The organism is Mesorhizobium shangrilense (assembly GCF_040537815.1).
Classification (GTDB): Bacteria; Pseudomonadota; Alphaproteobacteria; order Rhizobiales; family Rhizobiaceae; genus Mesorhizobium; species Mesorhizobium shangrilense.
The window spans coordinates 105,281-128,564 of the sequence record NZ_JBEWSZ010000008.1 but is presented as its reverse complement, the minus strand read 5'-3'; the positions used below and the strand labels follow the sequence as shown (position 1 = coordinate 128,564).

The window sequence follows — 23,284 nt, the reverse complement described above, 5'->3', positions numbered from 1 at the left end:
CGTGGGGCGATGGGCAAATGACGTAAAGGGGTCGGCTCACCGTACGTTGGTGGAAGAACGCCACCCCGTCTGCATCTGGTCGTGGTGGCTTCCGAGGTCGAACGTGGGCGAGCAATCGTCTCGACCCAAGCGGCCAGCCGGCATTGCCGAGCTACCAACGAGTGAGAGGGGTGAGGCGCGGGACGGGATTCGCGGCCTTGGGTTCTAGCGTATTGTGACCCTCCCCATCAGAATGGAGGAGGGCGAAGGGTTGTATATTTCTCGACACGCGGCTGCGAAGTTAGCCGCGGCTAACAGCGTCGCGGTCCATGCGGAGATAGGCATTAAGAAGCTGTTAACCCTTATTTTCTTGCACGCGAGAAAGAATCGGGCATAGTCCCTCATCTGCGGAAAAAACCGCAAACACGACAAACTTCCGCAACTGCGGCGAAAGAGAACGAAATCGATGGTAAGCACTGCTGCCGCACTTGAGCCAGCCAGCCAGCCGGAAGAACTGAAAACGCTAATCCAGCGTCACTCCGCTACGCTATCGACTCAGCTGCAGGCCCACCATCTCAGCACATTTCCTCCCAATGCCGAAAAGGGTATCCGCAATTTCTCACCTGCCGAGACCGCAAAGCTGATCGGGATAACCGAAGGCTACCTGCGACAGGTCGCCGCCGAAATTCCGGATGTGTCCACGGTCTCCGGTGGTGGACGGCGTTCCTATTCGGTCGACGCGATTCATACGATTCGCAAGTTCCTGGACAGCGGAGCTAGGGGCAACAGGCGTTATCTCCCTTGGCGAGCCGACGGTGAAGATCTTCAGGTTATCACGGTGATGAACTTCAAGGGTGGGTCTGGAAAGACAACGACCACGGCCCACCTTGCTCAATACCTCGCCCTAAAAGGCTATCGGGTCCTGGCAATCGACCTTGATCCACAGGCGAGTCTATCCGCTCTCTTCGGCCATCAGCCCGAAATCGATGTCGGCCCAAATGAAACCCTCTATGGGGCAATCCGCTACGACGACGAACGGCGGCCCATCGCTGAAATCGTCCGCGCGACATACATCCCCGATTTGCACCTGATTCCTGGCAATCTCGAACTGATGGAGTTCGAACACGATACTCCACGCGCACTCATGAACCGATCGCCGGGCGACACGATGTTCTTTGCCCGTATTGGCCAAGCACTCGCGCAGGTTCAGAAGATCTATGATGTCGTAGTGATCGATTGCCCCCCGCAACTGGGCTATCTCACTCTGTCCGCGCTTACGGCCGCGACATCGGTCCTGATTACCGTCCATCCGCAGATGCTCGACGTCATGTCGATGAGCCAGTTTCTGGCAATGACGGGCGATTTGTTGGATGAAATCAGCAGGGCGGGGGCTTCATCGCAATTCAAATGGATGAAGTATCTGATTACCCGGTTTGAGCCGAGCGACGGACCTCAAAATCAGATGGTCGCGTTCCTCCGCTCTATCTTCGGGGAGCATGTCCTCAATCATCCGATGCTGAAAAGCACAGCAATTTCCGATGCGGGACTTACGAACCAGACGATCTTCGAGGTTGAACGCAGCCAATTTACGCGGACAACCTACGACCGCGCGACGGAATCGATGGAGAGCGTCAACGCAGAGATAGAAGCCCTCATCAAGAAAGCGTGGGGGAGACCGCTATGAGCCGCAAGCGCATTTTCGCCAACCTGGAATCTGCCCCGGCACAAGTTGGACCCGAATCCCCCGGTCCCGAGACCGCCGAGCCACAGGCAGCCAGACGGTCTTCGCGCATTCGCCCCCTTTTAGGTTCGCCCGATCTGTTGGAGAGCGGTTCTGGGTCGCCAGTGGGGGCTTTGGGGCAATCTCTGGGGGAATTGAATGAGCGTTCGAAGAGGGCTGATGAGATAGAGCTACGATTGATCTCTGGTCAGACGATCGTCGAGCTCGACACCAACAGCGTCGAGCCATCGTTTATCCCCGATCGAATGTTGAGCGACGACGAAGCGTTCCGCAGCTTCGTGGAGGCAATAAGGAATGAGGGCCAGCAAGTCCCCATTCTCGTGCGTCCGCATCCTGAATATCCGGCCAAGTATCAAGTCGCCTTCGGGCACCGGCGCCTGCGCGCGGCGATTGAGCTAGGGATTCCAGTCAAAGCTATCGTGCGCAAGCTCACAGACCAGGAATTGGTCGTCGCCCAAGGCCAGGAGAATAACGAACGGCAGGATCTCTCCTATATTGAAAAAGTTCGTTTCGCCCAGCAGCTCGAGCGGCGCTTTTCGCGGGATGTGATCATGTCAGCTCTGTCTGTCTATAAGAGCGACTTGTCGAACATGCTGGCTGTCGGCGCCAAGATTTCTGTTGATCTCATCGAGGCGATTGGTCCCGCGCATGGCGTTGGCCGGCGCAATTGGATGGCATTGGCCGATGTCGTAGCGGATTCCGCCCAACTGGACAAGGCGAGAGCTGTTACGCAGCAGCACCAATTCGCCGCCCTTTCCTCAAAGGACAGGTTTGAAGCTGTGGCGCGATCGCTCAAGCCCGGCGCGCTCGCCCGCAGCCAGGATACGCTTCTATCGGATGCTGGTCAGGAAATCGGCCGCATCACCCAGAGCAAACAGAAAGTCACGGTCACAATCGACCGGAAATCATCACCGGAGTTTGCGGAATTCGTGCTCAACGAGCTGCCGCGCCTCTTCAAGGAGTATCGGCAGAGCCGCTAATCGGCTCTGCGATGCAGGCAACGTAGTCAGGAGATCGACACAGCAAAAGAAAAAGGCCCCCGAAACAGCGTCCGGAAGCCCTTCTCATTAGTTAGCACCTAGAGAATCGCACTTCTGCGAATCACAGTCAAGAGTTCCCGTGAGGGAAAGCGCCGTTTCGGCGAGCAGATTTCTTTTGCCTAGCGATAGGTGAAAGAGCATGGAAACGCATATCTCAACGACGCCCTTTGGGCGGCGGCCGATGACGCTTGGTATGATTTCAAGCCAGGTGGCCGCAAAGGCAATGCCGGCGGACCTAACAGTCCACAAATGGCATGTCTTCCAGAACATCAAGGAAGCCCGAGGCGCCTTGGGCGCGACCGATCGCGCACTGGCCATACTTGACGCCCTGCTTTCGTTTCATCCGGACACCGCGCTCTATGGCGATAGCGAGCTGATCGTCTGGCCCTCCAATGAGCAGTTGATCGGCCGCGCCAATGGCATGCCACCTTCGACGCTACGGCGGCACCTGGCTGTCTTGGTCGAGTGTGGCTTGATCATCCGCAGGGACAGCCCCAACGGCAAACGCTACGCGCGGAAAGGGCAAGGGGGCGAGATCGAGCAAGCCTACGGCTTCGACATCTCGCCGATCGTGGCGCGCGCAGCGGAGCTCAAGGAGCTGGCGGAAGTCGTCCGAGCCGAGAAGAGGGCCTACCGAGTCGTTAAGGAACGGCTAACCATATGCCGCCGCGACATCGTCAAGATGATAGACGCCGGCATCGAGGAAGGAGTTCCGGCAAATTGGGGCAGGGTCCAGCAAACCTATCAAGCCATCGTCGGCCAGATTCCCCGTACAGCGCCCTGCCAGGTCCTCGAAGCCATCACCGCCAAGCTGGAGGACCTCTGGGCTGAAGTGCGTGAGGTATTGGAATCATTCGTAAAAACAAAGAATATGAGCGCCAATGAGTCTCATATCGAGCGCCACATACAGAATTCAAAACCAGACTCTAAATCTGAATCTGAAAGCGGCTTAGGAAATAGGGATGAAGCGGACGGCAACGTTGCGGACACTGACAACGTACGGAGCCTGCCGAAGCGCGAGCTGCCGTTGGGGATCGTGCTGGATGCCTGCCCGAACATGCTTTGGCTGGTGAAGGGCGGCGGCGGAATCCGCAACTGGCGTGAATTTCTGGCCGCGGCCGAGGTTGCCCGGCCAGCCCTGGGCATCAGCCCGAGCGCCTGGGAGGAAGCGCGAACGGCAATGGGTGGGCAGCAGGCGGCGATTGCCATTGCCGCGATCTACCAGCGGCAGGACCAGATCAACAGCGCCGGCGGCTATTTGCGCAGCCTGACGGACCGAGCAAAGGCCGGAAAGTTCTCGGTCTGGCCGATGGTGATGGCCTTGTTGCGGGCAAAGCTTGACGCATCGAAGACAACTGGAACCGGTTCCGAGGCTGAAGCCGCTGCGGTCGATTTGGAGACGGCGGGCAAGGTTGTGCGCACCGAAAACCGGCTGGAAATCAGCGATGCGTTGCGCCGCAGTCTCGACAAGCCGGGACGCAGGTCATGATCAGCCGGGCGGGTTTCGATCCAAACTATGGGACATGGACGGTGGCTGCAGCGCTTGTCGGGACGAGCGTCTTATGAGAGCATCGAAGGCATGAAAAACGAGCACGACCGGGTACCGACGCCCGATGAAACTGCCGGAATGGTTTGGTAGAACTCACTTGCCGAATCCGATCGCGCGGCGTGGCTGGCGCGGGCTAACAGCGCGGTTCCAGATGATGCCTTGGTATGCCATTGCGGGTTACGATCTTCATCTCTATTTCGCTGGCGATCGAGGGCGCCCGCATCGAAAGGAGCCGCTTCGTGGATCTCCGGTCGCTCGTCGCACTATCTCAGCTGTAAATTCTGGCGCGTGGTACTAACCTAACGGATCCAATGCGCATCGTCGTCCGCAACAGCCCCGGTCATCCACTTGCCCCCCTCACTGAGCGGGAAGCGATGGCGCTGCGCGCCTGGTACGGCAATTCCAGCAATAAAGACGATGATCGCATCGCCCTTACCGCCATCAAACGCGCCAAGACCATGGATGGCTGGATCGAATGCGACTGTGTTTCCAACCAATTCAAGCCGCTGCTCGCGCCGATCCAGCAGGAAAAAACCTTCACGCTGCGCCGTCTCACGCCAAAGGACGGAGATCCGCACCAACAAGAAGATCGGCCAAACCATGCCGACACCTGCCCCTTTCATATCGATCGAGATGAGACCCCTGCTCTCTTCGACCGCGGATATAACATCAGGCCGCTGCCCAAAATTGAGCGCACCTATGTTGATGCTCTGCCTGCCATCCCCGACCGGCTTGCCGACCGCGACGCGCCGGCGCCGACGCGGTCCGTTGAACGCAACGACAGGCCCTCTAAACTCGGCGTCATCCTCTGGAGGCTGATAGACAAAGCCGCCGTGAACGTGATCCCGCCTCTGCAGGATCGGCCGGAATTCGCTCTCAGCCCTCAAATCTCAAAGCTTCGACATGCCGCACGCGAACTCAAGGTTCTGCGCACCTGGACACTCGGCGCGCTGATGTCGACTTGGGCGGCAGACTACTGGGATCTGCACAGCCGCTGGCAAGCGTTACTCGACAAATCACACCCCGACTGGCCCGAAGCCTTGCGGCGCACCGGGTTCATGCTGCTCTTTTCGCCTACCGTCTCAGCCAAGGTCGTCTCACCCGCATCGAACGCGCGCAAGATCGAGGTCCACTCCAAAGTGCGCCAGCCGCTGCGCGGCGATCCCGCAAGCCGCGGGCCTTTCCTTACAATCCTCAATGCCGATTTTCAGGAGAATGACCAAGGCCCGATCAGGGCAATTCAGGCCTATGCGCAGCCAGTCTACAACGGCGATACACTGTTTCCCGTAGAATCTGGCTTCGAACGCGACGTTTTGCACATGCTGTTCTGGTTGCAGCACTCCCTCTTCGAAGCCGCGCCGCAACTGCGTATCAGGATCACCAAACCGCTGTTTGCATGGGAAACCCCTTCGGGGCTCTGCCGCCCTGACTTCGTGCTCGAGACAACCTATGGCAATTATGAGCCTGTGAACCTTATCGTCGAGGCCTTCGGCATGGACACCGACGAATACAAGACCGCGAAGGAAAAAACGCTCCCTCGGATGCGCGAGATCGGGCCTGTCTTCGAAATCCGGCCAGCTGATATTTCCCAGGCAACCGCCGAAGAAACCGGCAAGCGGCTGCTTTATTGGGTGCTCGAGCATTCCCGGCACTCGACGCGGGCGCCGCGTCAAATATCGACCGAGCCAAATGCGACTACACACGGCTCTTGAATACTTTCGCGAAGGCAAGTTCCGCTCGCTTGAGCCATGGCAAACGGATGAGCCGGCGGAACTCGCCCGCTTCGTCGGACAACGCGCACCGGAAACCGTCGAATTCTCATTCAGCTTCGTCGATCCAGACACGGTCGATGACGCCCTTCAGGTCTTCATCGACTTCTCCAACCAGCTATGGGACGCGGAGATAGCCCCCATCCCCGCACGCCTTCTTTTTGGTCTCCTGGTGCCAGAAAATCCTCGATGAAACCGTCCACTTCGCCGCGGTCTGCCAGCGCGTCACAAGCGAGGTCAACGGCAAAGTCATTGCTCTATCGACGCATGTGATGTTCGAAACCAAGAGCCGCACCAATCTCGTTTTTGTTAATCAATCGGGTCACAAAATCATCGGCGACCACAAGCGCGTGCCCATCCGCCAACACCGATACCGGCACGCTGGCGTGGTCGCCGCTCTTCTTGGTGCACTCTCGACACCGCAGGCGATCCGGCACGAAGAACCGGCACCAACTCGCCTCAACAAGCAGCGCGAGAAGAAGGGCAAGGTGCCGGTCGCGCCCGTGATTGTCATCGACGTGCGCGCCAGCCATCTCGCCAAGTCACCGGGCAGAGGCCGACCACCCTGGCGGACGGCCACGTCATCCCCGTCGCTCCCTGGGGTGAACGTCGAAGGCGACATCCCGCCGCTCAATCCGGAACGTGGTGAAAGGTGTAACGACTACATCATTCTTGCCATTTTTTGCCATAACGCCTATCTTGGGCGCATGAGCACCATGAACATATCCTTGCCCGACAACCTCAAAACCTTCGTCGACCAACAGGTCTCCGAACGAGGATACGGCACAAGCAGCGAGTACGTTCGCGAATTGATCCGACGTGATCGGGATCGTGAACAGTTGCGCGGCCTGCTCATGGAAGGTGCATCAACACCACCGACCGAGCCGATCGACGACCGCTACTTCGAAAACCTGCGCGATCGCATTCAAAGCCGCACCAAAGCGTGACGGCGAAGCTGGTTATTCCGCGCGAGCAAGCGCGAGAGGACGTTGACAAGGCCGTTGAAAACTATCTCGAAACAGCTGGTCCACGGGTTACGACCAACCTGGTCGAGCAGCTCGAACGGGCTTACACTCAAATTGCCAGTTATCCGGCCGCCGGGTCGCCGCGCTTCGCCTACGAACTCGGCGTCCCCAATCTGCGCCACGTTCGGATCAATGGTTTTCCTTATCTGATTTTTTATGTCGAGTTGGCCGCGCACATAGACGTCTGGCGCGTCCTGCATGCCAAACGCGATATACCAGCCTGGTTGGAAGATCCCGACTTGCCCCCTATGTAGAGGCAACCGCGTTCTGGACCAAGGCCACGCCGGCGCGTGGCCCGCGTTCGCCCAGGGCCGCCGGGCGGGCGACATCAGACAGCAGTACTCGCGCGGGAAGCGCTTGCAGCGCGGCGGTGACGAGCGCCTGGCCTGGCCTTCGAAGTCGAGTTTTCGCTTCTCGCCGTGCTGGACCTATTCGGCTTCTGCCGCTCGCGGATGCAAGACCAAGCCTGAATCCCCAGCTCCGGGCCCGTCACAAGAATGGATCCGACTGCACGCCGACATCCTGTTCGTCTCAACAAACCCGAAATGTGGCAACAAAATTCCCGTTCGCGGTACGGTATTTGGAATAATCTTCGTCGCAACCGAGCGAAAACAGGGCCAAAAGAGGCTTGTTCAGCGATCTCCTCCCAAGCCGCTGGACAGAGTTCCCTCTAAAGCTTTGACCCTTCCTTTCGCCGGGCCGTATTCGAGTCCGGCTTTTTCTTCCCCTGCCGAAGGCGGTGCACTCAAGCGTCGACGCCGGCGGCCATTGCTAAGGTACACGGCGGCCGTGCGGAGGAAGCAGTTCGAGACACGGCGGGCCAGGCGGCGTCGCCATCGAAGCCTTGACACGAAGACTATGCAAGAAAAAGACATTCCGGCGTTTGTACAATCAGTTGTCGATCTCGGCTGCAACATCTGCGCAATCGGCCATTTCGGATATGTCTTCGGCGATGTTGATTTACCGCCTGCCCAACGCGAGGCCATCCAGCCACAGCTGCGATGGATTGCCGAAATCTACGGCGAACGCGATTATCTCGTGGCAGAGATAATCGCATACCTGTGGTCGATCGGACGCTATGTCGAGATTGGGCCGCAGACAGGGGCTAATGATGGCAGTCGATGATCGTCGAACTGCTCCGGCTTCAGGTAACGATGCCGACGTTCGACGCGAACGCAGATCCCAGCGAGGCGTTCGGGCGCATCGAGCGCGCCCTGGGGGGAGATGATAGCGGGTATTCCTTTTACCCGATCTTCTGCGCCAAAGCCTGCCGGCCCAGGACATCTCGTACTTCAGCAATATGATCGCCCAGCCGCGACGCGTCGGCAGGGATCATCGCGTCGCCGTGGAAAAGGCAGAGTGGGTGGTTCTCAATCACTCTCCCACCGGCGTCGTTGACTTTCACGTGGATGATATTGTTTTCGATGAAAGCGCGTACGAGGACCCGAGGAAATGGAGCCGGGCGACTTATGCCAAGTTCTCCAAAACGACACCCCATTTCCGTTCAGATACGCCCACCGAAAATGAACGTCACGTTTCCCCTAGCTTCGGCTGGCGCCTCACGCAGAAGGGGCGCCCGGGATACCTTCTAAAAGCGCTTTCTCCGTGGAGTTAGTCGCCCTCTGGTGAACGATCCAGGCCGGAAAGGGCAAGCCGCTGCGCGGCCGCGCTCAGCTCCGCTAAGGCTCCGCATCCGCTTCGCGGATGCCCTCGCCAAGCTTCGTCGAGCCCCGAAACGGGTCTCGCCCCGTACGGGCTACGATCGCTCTTGCGACGCCCAGGCAGCGCTCACTCACAACCTTATCGGCCTGGCACCACCGCCCCGGCCGGCCGGTAGAAGGTGGCAGGCCAGCCCCTTCTTATAAGAGTTAGAGAAAGCACAGGCCCGGTCGAACGGGCCTGAGTGGGAGAGAGAGGCTTTCCCCGGTCCCGTGATCGGAGAAAGCGTCATGACCAGCAAATCCCACAAACGTTCCGCCACCGTCCGCCGTCCGGACAAGGACGTCTATCAGCGCATCACCAATAAAATCGTCGAGCAGCTCGAGGCCGGCGTGCGCCCTTGGCATCAGCCATGGGGTGCAAACGGATCGCCGACACGCCCGCTGCGCCACAATGGCGTGCCCTATCGTGGCATCAACACCGTGCTGCTCTGGATGGAGGCCACGGCTAACGGGTACGCCTCCCCCTACTGGATGACCTATCGCCAGGCTCAGGAAATGGGTGGACAGGTCAGAAAGGGAGAAACCTCCACGCTCGTCGTCTATGCCGGTGCAATCGAAAAGACCGAGGAAGGCGAACATGGCGAGGAAATCGAGCAGCGCATCCCCTTCCTGAAAGGCTACTGCGTCTTCAACTGCGACCAGATCGACAATCTTCCGGCCCAGTTCACCCCCGCACCAATCGAGCCGCTCCCGCCCATGGAGCGCTTTATCACCGCCGACGCCTTCTTCGCCAATACCGGCGCCAAGATCCGTCACGGCGGCAACAAGGCTTACTTCAGTCTCACTGACGACCTCATCGGAATGCCCGTCTTCGAGGCGTTCGAGTCGCCGGACTCTTACGTTTCGTGCCTCGCACATGAGGTCGCACATTGGACTCGGCACCCGACCCGCCTCGACCGTGATTTCGGCCGCAAGACATGGGGTGACGAAGGCTACGCGATCGAAGAATGTGTGGCCGAAATTTCGAGTGCCATGATTTGCGCGGATATCGGCATCGAGGATGAACCGCGCGAGGATCACGCCGCCTATATTGGCAGCTGGATCAAAGTTTTAAAAAACGAGAAGCGGGCCATTTTCCAAGCCGCCGCTCATGCCGAACGTGCCGTCGCCTACCTGCACAGCCTGCAGCCCGACGCCGCCACCAAGGACGATGCGCCGCGGGCCGCGGCCGCCTGATCTTCCCTCCCCCTCACCTTACCGATATCAAGAAAGGTTACGATCATGGCCGAGACCATGCCGAGGAAATTCACCGTCTGCGCGGCCTTTTATGACAGCGACTGCCGCGCCACAATCACCGTCGAGGCCGAGGAAGTCACGGACGCCTGCGAGAAGGCGATCTCCGCGATCGACAACGGTGATATCGACACCGACCGCAAGACGTGGGACCCCGCGCCGACCTTCGTTTATGGCGTGGTCGAGGGCGACGGCGACCCTTGGGACGGAACGCAAAACGTCCCCTTCCGCTTCACTGAGGATAGTATCCACCTCCCTCAGTACCATGCCGATGCGATTATTTTTGCGGAACAAATCGCTCGCCTCGAGACCTGGGGCGATTGCATCACGCACATCTGCAAAGATGAAGGCGTGACCGATCCCATGGCAATCAAAGCACGCCTCCAGGAGGAACAGTTCGATCTCGAGTATCTTGTCGGCCAACACCAAGCGCTTAACGGCCTGATTGAACAAGCCCGTGAGATCGTCCGCGGCGAGGCCATCGAACCAGCACCGGACGCTACCACCCTACTTACGACCTGCCTCGGCGCGCTCGAAGCCTGTTTGACGCAGATGGGACAGATGCGTGCCATGTTCGATGATTGCGACGGCGCCATCCAGGATGCCGTCGACGCCGCCGAAAAGGCGATCGAGCAGGCCAAGCTTATTTCCCTGCCACGGTAGGAGGAAAACACAATGCTGCTTTCCTCCCGCCTGCGGCGTCGTCTGACGGCCGCCCTCAGCGGCCGCCTGCTCGCCGTCTCCTTCGGCTCCGGCGCGTCGATTCGACCGCCATGCTCGTGGTGCTGAAGCTCGCCGGCCTTCGTCCCGCCGTCATCACCTTCGCCGATGCCGGCGGCGAAAAGCCCGAAACGCTCGATCACATCGACCGCATGAATGGTGTGCTCGGCGACTGGTCCTGGCCGGCAATCGTCGTGTGCCGCAAGGTTCCTCTCGCCAGCACCGGGTATGCGGAACTCTACGGCAACTGCATCGTCAACGAGACGCTACCCTCCCTCGCCTTCGGCATGAAGGGGCGACACACGTCCATACCAAGCGCCTCCTCGACCCGAACTACCCGCCCGAACCTGAAGTGTACATCAAGCGCAAGCCGCGGCGCCCGTGCTGGCGAAGCAGCGGACCGCGTTGGTCTTCGACACCTACTGAAGCGTTCCTCTGCTCCAGTGCAGGGACCATCGTTGATCAAATCGCCGCAAGAGGTTGATTGGCCTTCTTGCCGAATAACGTATTTTCTGTATAATGCAGATTTTACAGACTTGGAGGTCGAGATGAAGGAATTTTCGTTTTCGGATCTGAGCCGTCGGTCCGGCGACGTCCTGGACGCCGCCATGGCTGAGACAGTGTCCCTGGTGAAGCGCGGCAAGGCGAAGGTGGTGATGATGCCGACGGCGGAATACGAGCGCCTGACGGGGGTGCGTAGGCGGGGCCAGAACGCGTTCACGCTCGCCACCGCTCCCAACGAAGACATCGATGACCTGATGACAGGGTTTCAGCAGATTCTCGACGACGCCAGAAAGTCCGGCGAATGAAGCGGGGAGAGGTCTACCGCTTCCACTACCTCTGGGGGCATGAGGCTGTCCGCGGCGAAGAGAGCGGCCGGAAAATCCGGCGCGTCTGCCTGATGATGGAAGTCAACGGGTGGCTCTACCTGTTCCCGATCTCCGGGCAGGCGCCGCAGCCGCGGGAGCCGGGCGAGGAACGGCTCTACGAGATCATTCCGGAAACCGAGCGCCACAGGATCGGCCTCGGGGCCGAAGCCGAGAAGGTGAGTCACCTGATCCTGGATGATTACAACAAGGTCAAGCTGGACGAGCTCTACGACTTCGAAAGCGTGACGCCTGTCGGTTCCTTTAGCCCGCGCTTTCTCGAAAAAGTCGCCCGGCGCTTCATCAACGCCATGCGCGACAGGCGGCCGATCGCCGGCCTCACGCGGCGCTGATCCATCCGGACACAGCAAGCGCCCCAACGGAAAATTAGATTGCGTTTATGCTTAGCACCCTAGGGCAGCCTGCCTCAAGCGGCAACAAGCTCGAGCCGACGAGATCCGGCGGAGGGAACGCCAGCCCCTTCGCCCCGGCCTGGCCGCGCTCCCGGTCCATGACCGACGCCGGCGGCCTGCCTCGGCAAGGGCCTGCTGCGCGCGCGTTCCCGGGGGGAATCGGGCAGGATCTGCCCCGCAGCGATCGACTCAGCTAAATCAAGCAGCGATCCAAAGCCGTCAACAGCCCCACTACATTTTGTGTTACCGGAGCTAACGGGATAAGCCTTTAAACAAGAAAGGAAATGCGATGGTTGTAAGCATGAAAGACCATCCTTTTTATGAACGGATGAGAACTGTCCCGTTGAACGAGGCGGCATCAATGATTTCAACCACACCGGTAGATCGTGCACCAAAGGATCTGCGGCGGCGTATCTTTCGGGAGTTTGCCCGCCTGCTGCTTGTGAATCGTGCTGAACGAAAGAAATACGGCTTCAATTCTGACAGCGGCGGAGAAATCGTCCGCGGACTCGAGCAAGCATATCAGGCGGGTGTCGAGGCCGCGAAACGCGAGTTGAGCCTGCAAACTCGAAAGGTAGGTCAGATCCAGCCTCAGCAACCGCGACGCCGAGATACCGGGCCTTGGAAACTATCAGACGATTAACTGTTGAGCCGATCGCGCGAACTGGCCGCCCGAGAGCCACATCTGAAACGCCCCGCCCAGCATGGCCCGATAGAGCAAGAGGCAGGGAAGCCCGGCTGACCGGGCTCCGAAAGAGGAGAGAGTTTCTCCCGCCCGGCTCATCAGGAGCCATGCCATGACCAATCCCACCATCGCCATGATCCCCCTCAACAAGCTGTCCCTCAGCCCGCTTAACGTTCGCAAGACGGCTGCGAGCGAAGAGGACGACAACGAGCTTTATGCCAGCATCAAAGCCAACGGCATCAAGCAGAACCTCCTCGTCTACAAGTCCGCAAACGGCTATCTCGTCCATGCCGGCGGACGCCGCTTCACCGTGCTCGAGCGCCTGGTCACTGAAGGCGAATATCAGGCCGACAAGGAAATCCCCTGCATCATCGAAACCAAAAAGCAGGCCGAGGAAACCTCCCTCATCGAAAATTTCGTTCGGGCCGGCATGCACCCGGCCGACGAGGCCGAGGCGTTCAACGCCCTTGAAAAGAAGGGCTGGTCTCGCGAAGAAATCGCCAACCGCTTCGGTGTCACCCTCAACTTCGTCGACCGCCGCATGAAGCTCGCTCGCGTCTCTCCCGTCATCATCGAGGCGTTCCGCGCCAACAAGATGACGCTCGAATGCGTGCAGGCCTTCTCGATCACCGACGATCACGGCCGACAGAAGGAGGTCTGGGAGGAATACACGAACAGCCCCTACGCGCCCTATCCGAGCAACATCAAGTCAGCCCTGACGCAGCGCACCTATCACGGCAATTCCAAGCTTGCCCTCTTCGTCGGCGTCGAGACCTACCAGGCCGCCGGCGGCACGGTGCTCCGTGACCTCTTCTCCGACAACAACAGCGTCCATCTCGCTGATGGCGGTCTGCTGGAAAAACTTGCCGGCGAAAAGCTGCAGGCGACAGCCGACGAACTCGCCAAGGAATGGAAATGGGTCGCAGTTGAAGTCGAAGTCGCCTATGACGCCTTCCGCTCCTTCGGTCGCGTCTATCCGGAACCGGTCGAACCGGATCCCGCACTCGTCAAGGAATTCGAGGACCTCGAAACTCGTCTCGGAGCGTTTTCGAACGAGTATGACGAGGAGACCTGGACGGACGAGCTGCAGGCTGAGGAAGACGCCGCCTCCGAGCGCCTTGAGGAAATCCGGAAGATCATTGCCGACAGCGCGACCTTTACGGCCGAGCAGAAGGCGATCGCCGGTGTTGTCGTCACCGTTGATCATGGTGGTGATCTGCGCACCGAGGCCGGCCTTGTCCGTCCCGAAGACCTCCCCAAAAAGAAGTCTGGCGAGGATGAAGACGAAGGCGACAGCGCCGGTCCGGACATTCAGATGCCGGCCTCAACGACCCGCACGATCGATGCGAACAATGATCCGGCAACTGACGCTCGCAAGCAGCAAGGCGTCTCGATGTCGCTTGCTGAGGAACTGCGCGCCACGCGCCATCAGATTCTGCAGGCACATCTCGCCGCTGACTTCACCACCGCCTTCGACGTAATGCTCTATTCGATGTGCTTCCGCACCCTGCGCAACTCGTCCTCTCGTTCGACACCAGTCAATGTGTCGATCACGCACGCCGAGACATGGCGCAACCGCGATGCCATCAAGGATACCGTCGCCGCCCGCATGCTTCAGGCAACTCGCGACGGGCTCAACGTCGAATGGCTATCGCTCGCAAGCCCGCACGACTTCGAAGCCATGTGCGCGCTGCCCGACGCCGACAAACAGGCTCTTTTCGCCTGGTGCTCGGCACACGGCGTCATCCAGCAGCTCGCAACCGACACCGGCGCCAATCCGATCATCGAGGTCATCGGTCACCGCATGGCAATTGATGCCGCCGCTTGCTGGAGGCCCACGGCTGCAAACTATTGGGGCAAGACCAAGAAGGACCATGCCATCAAGGTCTCCCGCGAACTGATCGGCGATCGGTGGGCCGACGACAAGGCCAAGGACAAGAAGCCGGTCATTGCCGCCAGCATGGAACAGGCCTTCAGCGAGGATCCGCGCGCCGCAGCCGGCCTCACCCCGGACACGGCTGCCAAAACCTCCACCTGGCTGCCCGACGGCATGGCCTTCACCGGCTCCTTCATCGAGCGGGCTCCGGCACCGGATTATTCGTCGCACGATTACAATGATCTTGACACGGAAGACAACGAAGACCGGGAAACCGACGTCGATGGAGCTGACGACGCCGATCCCGAGGACGAGCTTCAGGAACACGAGCAGGTTGTCGACGAAGACGATGATATTCCCGCTTTCCTGAAAGAAAATGCGGCCTGACCGCTTGCCTCCCACCCAATCGTCACAACGGCCCGGCTCACACCGGGCCGTTTTCGCATCAACAGCAACGGAGCAATATCATGCGACTGACTTTCCCCGCGAACAAATTGCGCGAACTGCTCACGGCAGCCGAATCCCGCTGGCCTTTGGGCCTGCGTCCTCGATGGGGTATCGAGGATCCAGCCGGCTTCTGGCTGGTCGGCGATCAGGGCGTCTACCTCATGCATAACGGCATGGCGACCGATGAAAAGCAGATCGTCGTCTACGCCCTGGAGTGCAATCCCGACTCCATGCCCTTCGATCAGTGGTGGGCCGCCAAACAGGCCACCTTCGGCGGTGATGACGGTTGCGAATTCATCGACGCCGCTGTCGTGCGCGATGCCATTGCCGCCAACAGCCCGCTTGTCTTCGAGTTCACCGAAACCACGATTTCGGTTTTCACCGAACAACGCCGGCATTGACCGGCTTCCTGGTTGGAGCATAACCATGAAACGCAAATACACTGTCGTCGAGAACGCCGGATATATCGGCGAGACAGATATAACATCCTTCCCGACATTGCGCGAAGCCATCGGTTGGCGGGATCGGCACTATGAACCCGACGAACTGGAAACGCTTCACGTCCAGATCGCTTGCGATCTGCCCGACGGGTCCCGAACCTACGAATACTAGAGATTGGAGAGAGCATGAGCCGACATATTGCTACTGTCACCAAGGGCGGAAAGTCCGATCCCGAAGCCGTCATCGGCTATGACCCGCCCTTGCGAACCTTTTTCTTGCAGGCGTTTCCCGACGAGGAAACGGACATGTGCGAACTATGGCTTGGAACACTCCTCGAAGAGTTTCCATCGCTGGAAAGCATTGTCACCGCTGCGCGCGCACAAGGCTATGACCTTTCCGGACTGTCGCGCGAAGCCGTCGTTTCCCTGATCAAGGAATCGAGCAAACCGACACCCCCGAGCATCGGTGAACAACTCGGCATAGTCCGATAAGCCTCACGGGCTCCTGACGTCGGTTCGACAGGGCCGCCCTTCTGCTCAAAGGGGGGCCCTTTTTTCCGTGACGGTTCTTCAGACCGCGTGACAGGCACGCGGCCGCTCGTCGCGGAGCACGCAGCCATGACCGACTATACCCCCTATATCCAGAAAGCCCTTGCCACCGAAGGCGGACACTTGTCGATCGGCCGCGGCGGCTTCTCCCTTCACTACGGCCTCGGCTGGCTCAGCGGCTATGATTGCGACACCGTCAAGGCCGAAGCCATCGCCGCAGGGCTGCCCGTCTATGACAGCCGCAAACTCGATTTCGGCGTCGTCGCGAAACTTGCCTGCAACGGGCCTATGATTGCCGTCGGTCGCGCCCCCGATCCCGCGCCCTGGAACAGCCTCTCCTTCGTTCCGCTCTATCACGTGATGGATGCCTACCGACGCGCAGGCGCTGAAATCCACCACATGCCGCCCACGCCGCTCAATTCCGGCCCTGACGCCTGAAGGAGCGCCGCCATGATCGCCTATCAGGACGCCAAGAGCGAACTCCTGCGCATGGAAGAGGCCTGCCGTATCAACTCCGGCATCTGAAGATCATCGATCGCCAGATACTCTGCGCCGCCGAACGCATGACGATCAGGGACCGGAAAAAAGTCCGCCAGTACGGTCGCCATGCTTCCACCTGGACCCCGGCCGATGAGCGGCACTATCGCGATTGCATCGCCACGATCTTCGAAGGTCGACGCAGCGAAGTCGAAGCCTTGCGACGCAAGATCGAACGCCAGACTGACGCGATCAATCGCCTGCGTGCACGCCTCGGCATCAACGAACCCTGCCAAACATCGTCATGATCAGCGGTTGAAGCCCCTTTCCCACTTCATTCCGGATGCCCCGCCATCGAGCAGGCATCGAAGAGATTTTTGCCCTCGACCGGCAACAGCCGCCAACCGAACGCTCGTTGCCCTGGAAAGAGACCCGCAACGGCGTCACCGTTGTCGTCGAGCCCAAACCCATTGGGCCATCGACCTGCTCGCCTTTGTCATGTCGGCGCGATCCTACTGCTACTACGCAGACTGGTGCCTCCATGGGGTCAACGCCCGCTTCTTCCCCCATATTTCGATAAGCGGCTCCGACATCTTGTTCAAGGCTCACGATCTCGTCTCGCAAGAAATCGACGACGGGCGATGGACCGGAGGCCGACCATGAGCGTCGTTTACAGAAAAATCGCCGCCATTCTCTCCGGCTTTGCCGGCGAGCACGGCCTTCCCAACGCAATCGGCGTCACAGAACTCGCTTCAGCTGATGAACGCTGCGAGCGAGTCTGGTTGCAAGCTGATGCTTGGCAAGATTTTCCGCAACGAGCGGATCGGGCTCAACCGGGAGCTTGAGGCATGGATTGGTCGTAACCGCCTACGGCCCATCGAAAGATGGCTCCCACATGGTCGCTTGGCTTGAAGCCACCCATTCCAGGTCGGGCGTTACGCCCGACGAAACGGCCGCCTGACGGCGCCCTCCCCTCCCCACGCGATATCGAGAGCAAGAGGCAGCCCGAAAGAGGTCGGACCGGCGCGGTCGAAAGAGAGCGCCCGCCGATTCCCCTTCATCCGGCTCTCCGGAGGCCTGCCCCATGTCAGCGATAGCACTGCTACAGCGCGCGCCGGCGCGAGATACCGCGTTGGACGAAGCGCTTGCCCGATACGATGCAAATTTGGCCGCGTATCGCGTCCTCTCCGCCAAGATGCGCCTGCCAAACCGCGCCGCACTATTCGAAGCGCTCGCCGCAGCGCGCATCTCTCTCATTATCGTCACCGTCGACCGAGACGACGATGACGGTCGCATCGAGCAAATAGCGCTCATCACCGACGATCGGTCGACGCGGCTTCCCCACGGTCCCATCACCCTCTCAATCCCTCAATGGGGATTGCCGGACCCTGTCCCCCTCGAACTGTCAATTCCTCATGCGATCGCGCGCATGGCCTATGACTGCCTGGAGCAGGCCAACGGCACTTGCGAGGCCGACCTCTCCAGTCCGGACAAACTCGTTTTCAACGTTGCAGCCCGTTCGATCGTGCTCGTGCCCCGCCATGGAGGAAAAGCCAATGCCTGATATCATCGAGACCACAGTGTATCGCCTCGACGAACTGTCCGACGCGGCCAAGGAAAACGCGCGCGCCTGGTATAGGGAAAATGGCTTCGATCATGACTGGTTCGAATTCGTCTATGATGATTTCGAGACCATCTGCGCCATCCTCGGCATTCGCCTCAAAACTCGCCCCGTTCAGCTGATGAGCGGACGATCTCGTTCGGATCGCCCACGCATTCAGTCCGCATGCCGGGCAGCTATAGCATGTCTTGCTCGCCGCCTTCTTGCGACGCGCCGCCTGCTTTTTCGCGTCGTCCCCAACTCGACATAGAGCGCGTCGAAGCCTTCCTTCTCCAGCTTGGCATAAACGGTCTGGAATGGTCCTCACTGAGCAATGAGTGCGTGACACGCTGTCCGGTCTCGTTGCCGCCAGGCTCTCCCGTCGATGACGGAGCGAGCCCCACGGAATGCATTTTCTCCGCCCATTCGCGGTTGTGATAGCCGCCGCGCGACGGCTTGCCGAAATGGTGCTGCCACAGATGCACCATCTCATGCACGAGCGTCGAAAGGGTCTGTTCTGTCGGGCGGACGCTGAAATGCGAGGGGTTCAGCGCAATTTCGTCGGTCACGAACGCGCCGTCCTTCGAGCCGAAACGACCGCCAGCGAAATAGCCGTAGGCCTTTTTCACACGCTGGATGCTTATGAGGTACGACGGCAACTCGTCCCCAAACAATTCCGCATTGAACACCGCATAGGCATGATCGAGCCCGCTATAGGGTTTCTTCGTCGGATTGATCTTCATCATGAGGCCAAATTGTCTGGTACGATACAATTCGGGCGTTTGAGGTCATGGTTCAGCAAGCCCGCCCTTGTGGCCAAAAGGGTTCAAGCGGGCTGACCGGCAGTCGCATGGATTCCAGATCGAGGTGACTTCGCCGCTAGCCTCACGCCATGGCCGTCGCAACGATGCTGGCGAGGCTGATTCACGGGAAACACGGAATGAGCAGGATCCTGCGAGCCGGCGCAGGGGCGAAGGCAGACACAGTCGCGCAGATCGATCGCGCACGAATGCGAAACTCTTCGAACTGTCGCCTGTGCCCGCGCTGCTGCATGGTGCGTTGGCCCCACACCGGCCGCTGCCTGAGATCGGCGAAAGCCGGTCCTACGGCCCTTCCGTTGAGAGGCAAACACGAGGAACGGAGACAACGTTCTCCGTGTCTAATCCGAATTCATCCCCAGTGACGCCCCTTATTCGAACCGCCGCCGTCGGCCGGGTCAACCCACGCCTGACCCTAAAGGGCAAGCCAGCGGGGGGTTCCCCATAATCGCTACGCGATCACGGCGCGCCGGCGCGCCGCCCTTCGGGTGGGTGATCCCCCTCCCCCGCTGGCACAGGCATGGGTCGAGCTCCGGGATAAATCCCGTCGTGACCAGTCCGCCGTCTGGCGCTTTGTCATGGGGCGTTCACGGGAATGATCCCGATCAGCTAAGGAGAACCGCAATGTCCGCCACCATCGCTCGCCTCACTGCCAACGAAAAAGGCTTCACCGGCACCCTCGCCACCCTCGCGATCCGCTGCCCGATCTCGATCGTCGAAAACGTCAAGAGCAGCAACGAAAGCCAGGAACCCGACTACCGCGTGGTCGCATCCCGCAACGGCTTCGAACTCGGCGCAGCCTGGGTTCGCACCTCGCAGCGCACCGGAGCCGAATACATCTCCGTCTCGCTCCGCGCCCCCGAGTTCGGTACCCTCTACGCCAACATCGCACCGGCCCCCGGCGGCAAGGAAGGCGAATTTGTCATGATCTGGAACCCGCCGGCCAACTAATCGGCGCGCTTTGGAAAACCCCGCCCGCAAGGGCGGGGCTTTCTGCGTCGGTGCCCCTCAAACAACCGAAAGGAGTGCTCGCAATGTCCGTCAACAGGCTGCAAAACGTTGAAATTCATGGCAGAAATGTCTATATTGAACGCCGAAAGAGAGGTGCCATGCTCGACAATGTTCCCGACATCATCACCACGCGCGAACAAGCCGACATGGTGATCAATGCCTTCTTCCAGACCGGCGACCTCGACGTGTTTTCGCGTCATCGTCAGGCTATGCTCGATGACGACGATCACGGCAGCCTCGCCATCATGCGCGGCTCTGGCAACGAACTCGGTCCGTTCGAGGAATTCCTCTCCGCGCTCGAGGAGCACGGCGTCCTGACCATGGACGAGGCCTTCACCGTCGGCGATCGCTACCTCGCTTACAAACGATCAAAAGCGGCCTGATCGGCCGTTTTTCTTTTCCCGACCAGAATTTCGAGCAGATCCCCGGCTGTTGACCGGGGGACGCGAGGCGATTCAAATCGCATCTGATTGTTCTAGTTTGGTTATTCGGTGACCATGTCTGATCAAGACCCCTATTGCTATCCCGGCACATCGGTACTGATCAACAAATTCGGTGCGCGCGATCAGGATACGCTTGATCTGCGTGAGCAGGTCACCACGAAGAAAGCTCTCCGCGATCTAGCGAAGAACCCGGTGAAGGGCAATTTCGATACCGAACACCTTATGGAAGTTCATCGCCGAATCTTCGCCGATGTCTATCCCTGGGCCGGGCAACAGCGCATCTACAACATGTCAAAGCCAGAAGCGGTCCTCGGCGGCCATTCGGTCGTCTATGGTGATCACAAGGACATGAAGCAGCTGCTCGATCGCGACACAAAGGATCTCGGCAGGTTACGCTGGGACGACAACAACAAGGCTCAATCCGCGGCTCAGTTTACCAAGCTGATCAGCAACGTCTGGCAGGCTCACCCCTTTCGAGAAGGCAATACCCGCACAATCGGCGTATTCATGCACCAGTTCGCCAAGGAGCGCGGTTTCGAACTCGACCGCGAAACAATGTGGCCGGCTGCGAGCGAAACGCGTGATTTCCTGGCCAAGGCCACCGTTGGCGATGGCAAGGACTTTGCGAAACGCGTTCTGCAGGCTCACCAGATCAACAAAGAGCGCAACCACCCCGAACTCGGACGCATCACCAGCATGACCGCGCAGGCGCTTAGGATGATGGGCAAGCCCGAGATCCAGTTCCCCAAACAGGGTGACGAACTCAAGGGGCAGGTCCTAACCGTCAGCTACAACACCGCACTTGTCGCCAATGCTCGCGGCGTCCACGCCTTCGACGTGAAAAACTTCGCCAAGACGCCGCAATCCAATGATCGCGTCAACGTCTCCATCGAGCACGCCATCACTGCCAGAAGCAAGTCAGATCGTGGCGACGAGAAAGATCGAAGCGATGACAAATCGCAGCGCGCTCAGGACAAAATACCTGCCAAAACGGTCAAGCTCGCGCCTCCGAAATTGTCTGACCGCGACCGCTCCCGCTGATTCCTAGCAAAGCCCCGTATTCACGGGGCTGCCGGTCATTGCGGCTTGTTGTCGTTGTCCCCGTCAAACGACAATGGCTTCGTTCCCGCCCACTACAGTAACAGGGCGACGGAGATCGACCTGGCGGCCGATGGCAATTTACCGATTGATGTAGCGGCAGGCCACTTGGGCTACGAAGCCCGCGGTTCCCCCGGCATCTCCGAAATGGCAGTTCGCAATCCTAACGCTGCGCACGATACCGCTGGAACGGCCAAGCGCAACCCTACGGGTTCTCCTCTCCGCAGCGCTCCGTTCCGACCGCTGCGCGGTGCTGCTTGGCCGTTCCAGCGGTCTTCGAGCTACGCGATTGCGCACAACCACTTTGGAGGATCTACCTCATGAAAACGCTCGTAAGCTTCTGCCAGAAAACCGGTCGCCGTCTTCGCCACTACATCAATCGGCAAATCGCCAAGCTGTCCCATAAGGGCCAGCTGAGAATCTCCGTCGCCTTCTCGCTTCCGCTCCTCGCCAAACTGGAAGTCAGCTACCGAGTCGACTTCGATCGCAAGGCCGACAACGACAATCGACCACACTGACCGACGACGCCTCGCCCTGCGTGAGCAAGGCGAGGCTTGCTGCATCATCTCCACCGCCTGGTGTGCCTTGCTGCTGTCTATGACCGGCCTGCCGGCCGGATGCGGCCACGCCCGCTCGGCGCGGGCGTGCTTCCCCTCTCTCCATGACTTCCCATTTTACTTCTCACTCCTCCCGCCTCAAGGATGAGCGGTCCCCCCGATTTTCTGGCGCCGACCCTCGCTGCGCCCGGGCCGCTTCGCTACGGCGCCAGAAAATCGGTTCCCCCGCTCCCCGGCTCCGCCGGCCGCTGGTGCGGTCCTTGACCCGCTCGTCGGCTCAAAGTGGCCACCTTTCGTCATAGAGACGAAAGGTGATCATCATGACTTACAAGATGTTCTACGAACTGATCCCGGCCGAAGCGCTTGAACGGCTGAAGGAGAACTATCGCAAGAACCTGGCGCGTGAGCGCGAACGCCTCGCGCCGATCGACTTCCATCCGGTCCTGAAGCTTTGGCTGCCGACCGGCCGCGCCATCTGGCTGGTCACGGAGTACGATGAAGACACCGCCTCTCTATTCGGTCTCTGCGATCCTGGCTTGGGGTTCCCGGAATTAGGCTACATATCGCTGGATGAGCTTCAAACCATCGTAGGCCCATGCGGCGTTCATGCCGACCGCGATTCCACATTCATCGCCTCGCGACCCCTCTCGGAATACGCCGAAGAGGCTCGTTGCCGGGGCTACATCGAAACCTTCGAAAAGAAAGGAGCCTGATCATGAAACGCGCTCTCATCATCCTCTCGCTTCTCGTTGTGCCGTCCTGTGCGTTGGCCGGCCAAGCGCCGATCGCCGTCTCCACTTCAGACCGTTGCGGCGCTGGTCACCGAGGCTGCGTTCCGCAGCTCGTCCGTGAGTTCATGCATGTCGGCTATACGCTGCTGCCCGAAACCTCGTCAGCAACCGTCTCGCAATACGCTCATGCCTGCGCATCGCGACCAGACTGGCGTCAGCTGTGCCTCGCCGATCCCGCTACGGTCCTGTCACGTCTCGGATTGACATCGGAGGACTGATATTTGCGATCTCGACACTAAGGCCCCTGCTCACAACGAGCAGGGGCCTTTTTTACTTATGTCGATGTGTTGCTTCACTGCGGTCCGGCCGGCCTGCCGGCCGGATGCGGCGTCGGCGCCTGGTCGGCGCCGACAGGCTTTCCGTCTCGACACTCCAATTATGCCATCCGGCCAAACGCGAGCGTCAAGGACGAGCGGTTAGAATGCATTTCCAAGAA

At 59.7% G+C, this 23,284-nt stretch carries 29 protein-coding genes and 1 pseudogene; 28 read left to right on the top strand and 2 right to left on the bottom strand.

Annotation, left to right across the window (positions count from 1 at the left end; all coding sequences use genetic code 11):
- Window positions 1-445: 445 nt before the first annotated feature.
- From repA to ABVQ20_RS35625, 19 genes are all read left to right on the top strand, one after another.
- The gene (gene repA, locus ABVQ20_RS35715) at window positions 446-1,663 is read left to right on the top strand and encodes a plasmid partitioning protein RepA (RefSeq protein WP_354464523.1); all 1,218 of its coding nucleotides are present in this window, start codon (window positions 446-448) and stop codon (window positions 1,661-1,663) included.
- A complete protein-coding gene (gene repB, locus ABVQ20_RS35710; RefSeq protein ID WP_354464522.1) occupies window positions 1,660-2,700 on the top strand; it encodes a plasmid partitioning protein RepB in 1,041 nt (346 codons plus the stop codon). The genes repA and repB overlap by 4 nt, the downstream gene beginning before the upstream one ends.
- 199 nt (window positions 2,701-2,899) lie before the next feature.
- A complete protein-coding gene (repC, locus tag ABVQ20_RS35705) occupies window positions 2,900-4,249 on the top strand; it encodes a plasmid replication protein RepC (RefSeq protein ID WP_354464521.1) in 1,350 nt (449 codons plus the stop codon).
- A gap of 371 nt (window positions 4,250-4,620) precedes the next feature.
- Entirely contained in the window at window positions 4,621-6,021 is a 1,401-nt protein-coding gene (locus ABVQ20_RS35700; protein ID WP_354464520.1) for a DUF8535 domain-containing protein, read from the top strand.
- The gene (locus ABVQ20_RS35695) at window positions 5,999-6,271 is read left to right on the top strand and encodes a hypothetical protein (RefSeq protein WP_354464519.1); all 273 of its coding nucleotides are present in this window, start codon (window positions 5,999-6,001) and stop codon (window positions 6,269-6,271) included. Before ABVQ20_RS35700 ends, ABVQ20_RS35695 begins: the two co-directional genes overlap by 23 nt.
- Before the next feature lie 79 nt (window positions 6,272-6,350).
- Window positions 6,351-7,025 carry a ribbon-helix-helix domain-containing protein gene (locus tag ABVQ20_RS40585; RefSeq protein ID WP_435528487.1) on the top strand — a complete coding sequence of 225 codons (675 nt, stop codon included), beginning with the start codon at window positions 6,351-6,353 and terminating at the stop codon, window positions 7,023-7,025.
- Window positions 7,022-7,357: a type II toxin-antitoxin system RelE/ParE family toxin gene (locus ABVQ20_RS35685; protein ID WP_354464518.1), complete on the top strand. Its 336-nt coding sequence runs from the start codon at window positions 7,022-7,024 to the stop codon at window positions 7,355-7,357. Before ABVQ20_RS40585 ends, ABVQ20_RS35685 begins: the two co-directional genes overlap by 4 nt.
- A 604-nt stretch (window positions 7,358-7,961) precedes the next feature.
- Window positions 7,962-8,228, top strand: a complete 267-nt coding sequence (locus ABVQ20_RS35680) for a Y4lK-related protein (protein WP_354464517.1) — start codon at window positions 7,962-7,964, stop codon at window positions 8,226-8,228.
- Window positions 8,225-8,407, top strand: coding sequence for a hypothetical protein (locus ABVQ20_RS35675; RefSeq protein WP_354464516.1), 183 nt, complete (start codon window positions 8,225-8,227; stop codon window positions 8,405-8,407). The genes ABVQ20_RS35680 and ABVQ20_RS35675 overlap by 4 nt, the downstream gene beginning before the upstream one ends.
- 645 nt (window positions 8,408-9,052) lie before the next feature.
- Window positions 9,053-10,000 carry an ArdC family protein gene (locus ABVQ20_RS35670; RefSeq protein WP_354464515.1) on the top strand — a complete coding sequence of 316 codons (948 nt, stop codon included), beginning with the start codon at window positions 9,053-9,055 and terminating at the stop codon, window positions 9,998-10,000.
- 45 nt (window positions 10,001-10,045) lie between these two features.
- Complete coding sequence (locus ABVQ20_RS35665) at window positions 10,046-10,720, top strand: hypothetical protein (protein WP_354464514.1); 675 nt, start codon at window positions 10,046-10,048, stop codon at window positions 10,718-10,720.
- A 110-nt stretch (window positions 10,721-10,830) separates the two neighbouring features.
- Entirely contained in the window at window positions 10,831-11,586 is a 756-nt protein-coding gene (locus ABVQ20_RS35660) for a type II toxin-antitoxin system prevent-host-death family antitoxin (RefSeq protein ID WP_354464513.1), read from the top strand.
- Window positions 11,583-11,996, top strand: a complete 414-nt coding sequence (locus ABVQ20_RS35655) for a hypothetical protein (protein WP_354464512.1) — start codon at window positions 11,583-11,585, stop codon at window positions 11,994-11,996. Before ABVQ20_RS35660 ends, ABVQ20_RS35655 begins: the two co-directional genes overlap by 4 nt.
- A gap of 349 nt (window positions 11,997-12,345) precedes the next feature.
- Window positions 12,346-12,699, top strand: a complete 354-nt coding sequence (locus ABVQ20_RS35650) for a hypothetical protein (protein WP_354464511.1) — start codon at window positions 12,346-12,348, stop codon at window positions 12,697-12,699.
- 154 nt (window positions 12,700-12,853) lie between these two features.
- Complete coding sequence (locus tag ABVQ20_RS35645) at window positions 12,854-15,004, top strand: ParB/RepB/Spo0J family partition protein (RefSeq protein ID WP_354464510.1); 2,151 nt, start codon at window positions 12,854-12,856, stop codon at window positions 15,002-15,004.
- 80 nt (window positions 15,005-15,084) lie between these two features.
- A complete protein-coding gene (locus ABVQ20_RS35640; protein WP_354464509.1) occupies window positions 15,085-15,465 on the top strand; it encodes a DUF3085 domain-containing protein in 381 nt (126 codons plus the stop codon).
- A gap of 25 nt (window positions 15,466-15,490) precedes the next feature.
- Window positions 15,491-15,676 (top strand): hypothetical protein, encoded by a 186-nt coding sequence (locus ABVQ20_RS35635; protein ID WP_354464508.1) that lies wholly within the window; start codon window positions 15,491-15,493, stop codon window positions 15,674-15,676.
- A gap of 14 nt (window positions 15,677-15,690) precedes the next feature.
- Window positions 15,691-15,996, top strand: a complete 306-nt coding sequence (locus ABVQ20_RS35630) for a hypothetical protein (protein ID WP_354464507.1) — start codon at window positions 15,691-15,693, stop codon at window positions 15,994-15,996.
- Window positions 15,997-16,122: 126 nt separating this feature from the next.
- On the top strand, window positions 16,123-16,491 hold the full coding sequence (locus ABVQ20_RS35625; protein WP_354464506.1) for a hypothetical protein: 369 nt from the start codon (window positions 16,123-16,125) through the stop codon (window positions 16,489-16,491).
- Window positions 16,492-16,514: 23 nt separating this feature from the next.
- Here ABVQ20_RS35625 and ABVQ20_RS35620 read toward each other — a convergent pair whose 3' ends face one another.
- Window positions 16,515-16,826 carry a hypothetical protein gene (locus tag ABVQ20_RS35620; RefSeq protein WP_354464505.1) on the bottom strand — a complete coding sequence of 104 codons (312 nt, stop codon included), beginning with the start codon at window positions 16,824-16,826 and terminating at the stop codon, window positions 16,515-16,517.
- 363 nt (window positions 16,827-17,189) lie between these two features.
- On the opposite strand from ABVQ20_RS35620, the gene ABVQ20_RS35615 reads away from it, so the two are divergent.
- The 3 genes and pseudogenes from ABVQ20_RS35615 to ABVQ20_RS35605 all read left to right on the top strand — a co-directional run.
- Window positions 17,190-17,375 (top strand): hypothetical protein, encoded by a 186-nt coding sequence (locus ABVQ20_RS35615; RefSeq protein ID WP_354464504.1) that lies wholly within the window; start codon window positions 17,190-17,192, stop codon window positions 17,373-17,375.
- Between the two features lie 287 nt (window positions 17,376-17,662).
- Window positions 17,663-18,094: a DUF6878 family protein gene (locus ABVQ20_RS35610; RefSeq protein ID WP_354464503.1), complete on the top strand. Its 432-nt coding sequence runs from the start codon at window positions 17,663-17,665 to the stop codon at window positions 18,092-18,094.
- Window positions 18,087-18,296 (top strand): annotated as a pseudogene (locus ABVQ20_RS35605) (antitoxin of toxin-antitoxin stability system); the annotation flags it as partial. The gene ABVQ20_RS35610 and the pseudogene ABVQ20_RS35605, both read left to right, overlap by 8 nt.
- A 31-nt stretch (window positions 18,297-18,327) precedes the next feature.
- Here the strand turns inward: ABVQ20_RS35605 and ABVQ20_RS35600 are convergent.
- On the bottom strand, window positions 18,328-18,876 hold the full coding sequence (locus ABVQ20_RS35600; RefSeq protein ID WP_354464501.1) for a SprT-like domain-containing protein: 549 nt from the start codon (window positions 18,874-18,876) through the stop codon (window positions 18,328-18,330).
- 696 nt (window positions 18,877-19,572) lie between these two features.
- On the opposite strand from ABVQ20_RS35600, the gene ABVQ20_RS35595 reads away from it, so the two are divergent.
- The 6 genes from ABVQ20_RS35595 to ABVQ20_RS35570 all read left to right on the top strand — a co-directional run bounded on the left by ABVQ20_RS35595 (window position 19,573) and on the right by ABVQ20_RS35570 (window position 23,066).
- On the top strand, window positions 19,573-19,899 hold the full coding sequence (locus ABVQ20_RS35595) for a DUF736 domain-containing protein (RefSeq protein WP_354464499.1): 327 nt from the start codon (window positions 19,573-19,575) through the stop codon (window positions 19,897-19,899).
- A gap of 158 nt (window positions 19,900-20,057) precedes the next feature.
- Window positions 20,058-20,342: a hypothetical protein gene (locus tag ABVQ20_RS35590; protein WP_354464498.1), complete on the top strand. Its 285-nt coding sequence runs from the start codon at window positions 20,058-20,060 to the stop codon at window positions 20,340-20,342.
- A gap of 114 nt (window positions 20,343-20,456) precedes the next feature.
- Window positions 20,457-21,443, top strand: a complete 987-nt coding sequence (locus ABVQ20_RS35585) for a Fic/DOC family protein (RefSeq protein WP_354464497.1) — start codon at window positions 20,457-20,459, stop codon at window positions 21,441-21,443.
- Window positions 21,444-21,820: 377 nt separating this feature from the next.
- Window positions 21,821-22,018, top strand: coding sequence for a hypothetical protein (locus ABVQ20_RS35580; protein ID WP_354464496.1), 198 nt, complete (start codon window positions 21,821-21,823; stop codon window positions 22,016-22,018).
- Window positions 22,019-22,377: 359 nt separating this feature from the next.
- Window positions 22,378-22,770 (top strand): DUF2958 domain-containing protein, encoded by a 393-nt coding sequence (locus ABVQ20_RS35575; protein WP_354464495.1) that lies wholly within the window; start codon window positions 22,378-22,380, stop codon window positions 22,768-22,770.
- Between the two features lie 2 nt (window positions 22,771-22,772).
- Window positions 22,773-23,066, top strand: a complete 294-nt coding sequence (locus ABVQ20_RS35570) for a hypothetical protein (protein WP_354464494.1) — start codon at window positions 22,773-22,775, stop codon at window positions 23,064-23,066.
- The last annotated feature ends 218 nt before the right edge of the window (window positions 23,067-23,284 follow it).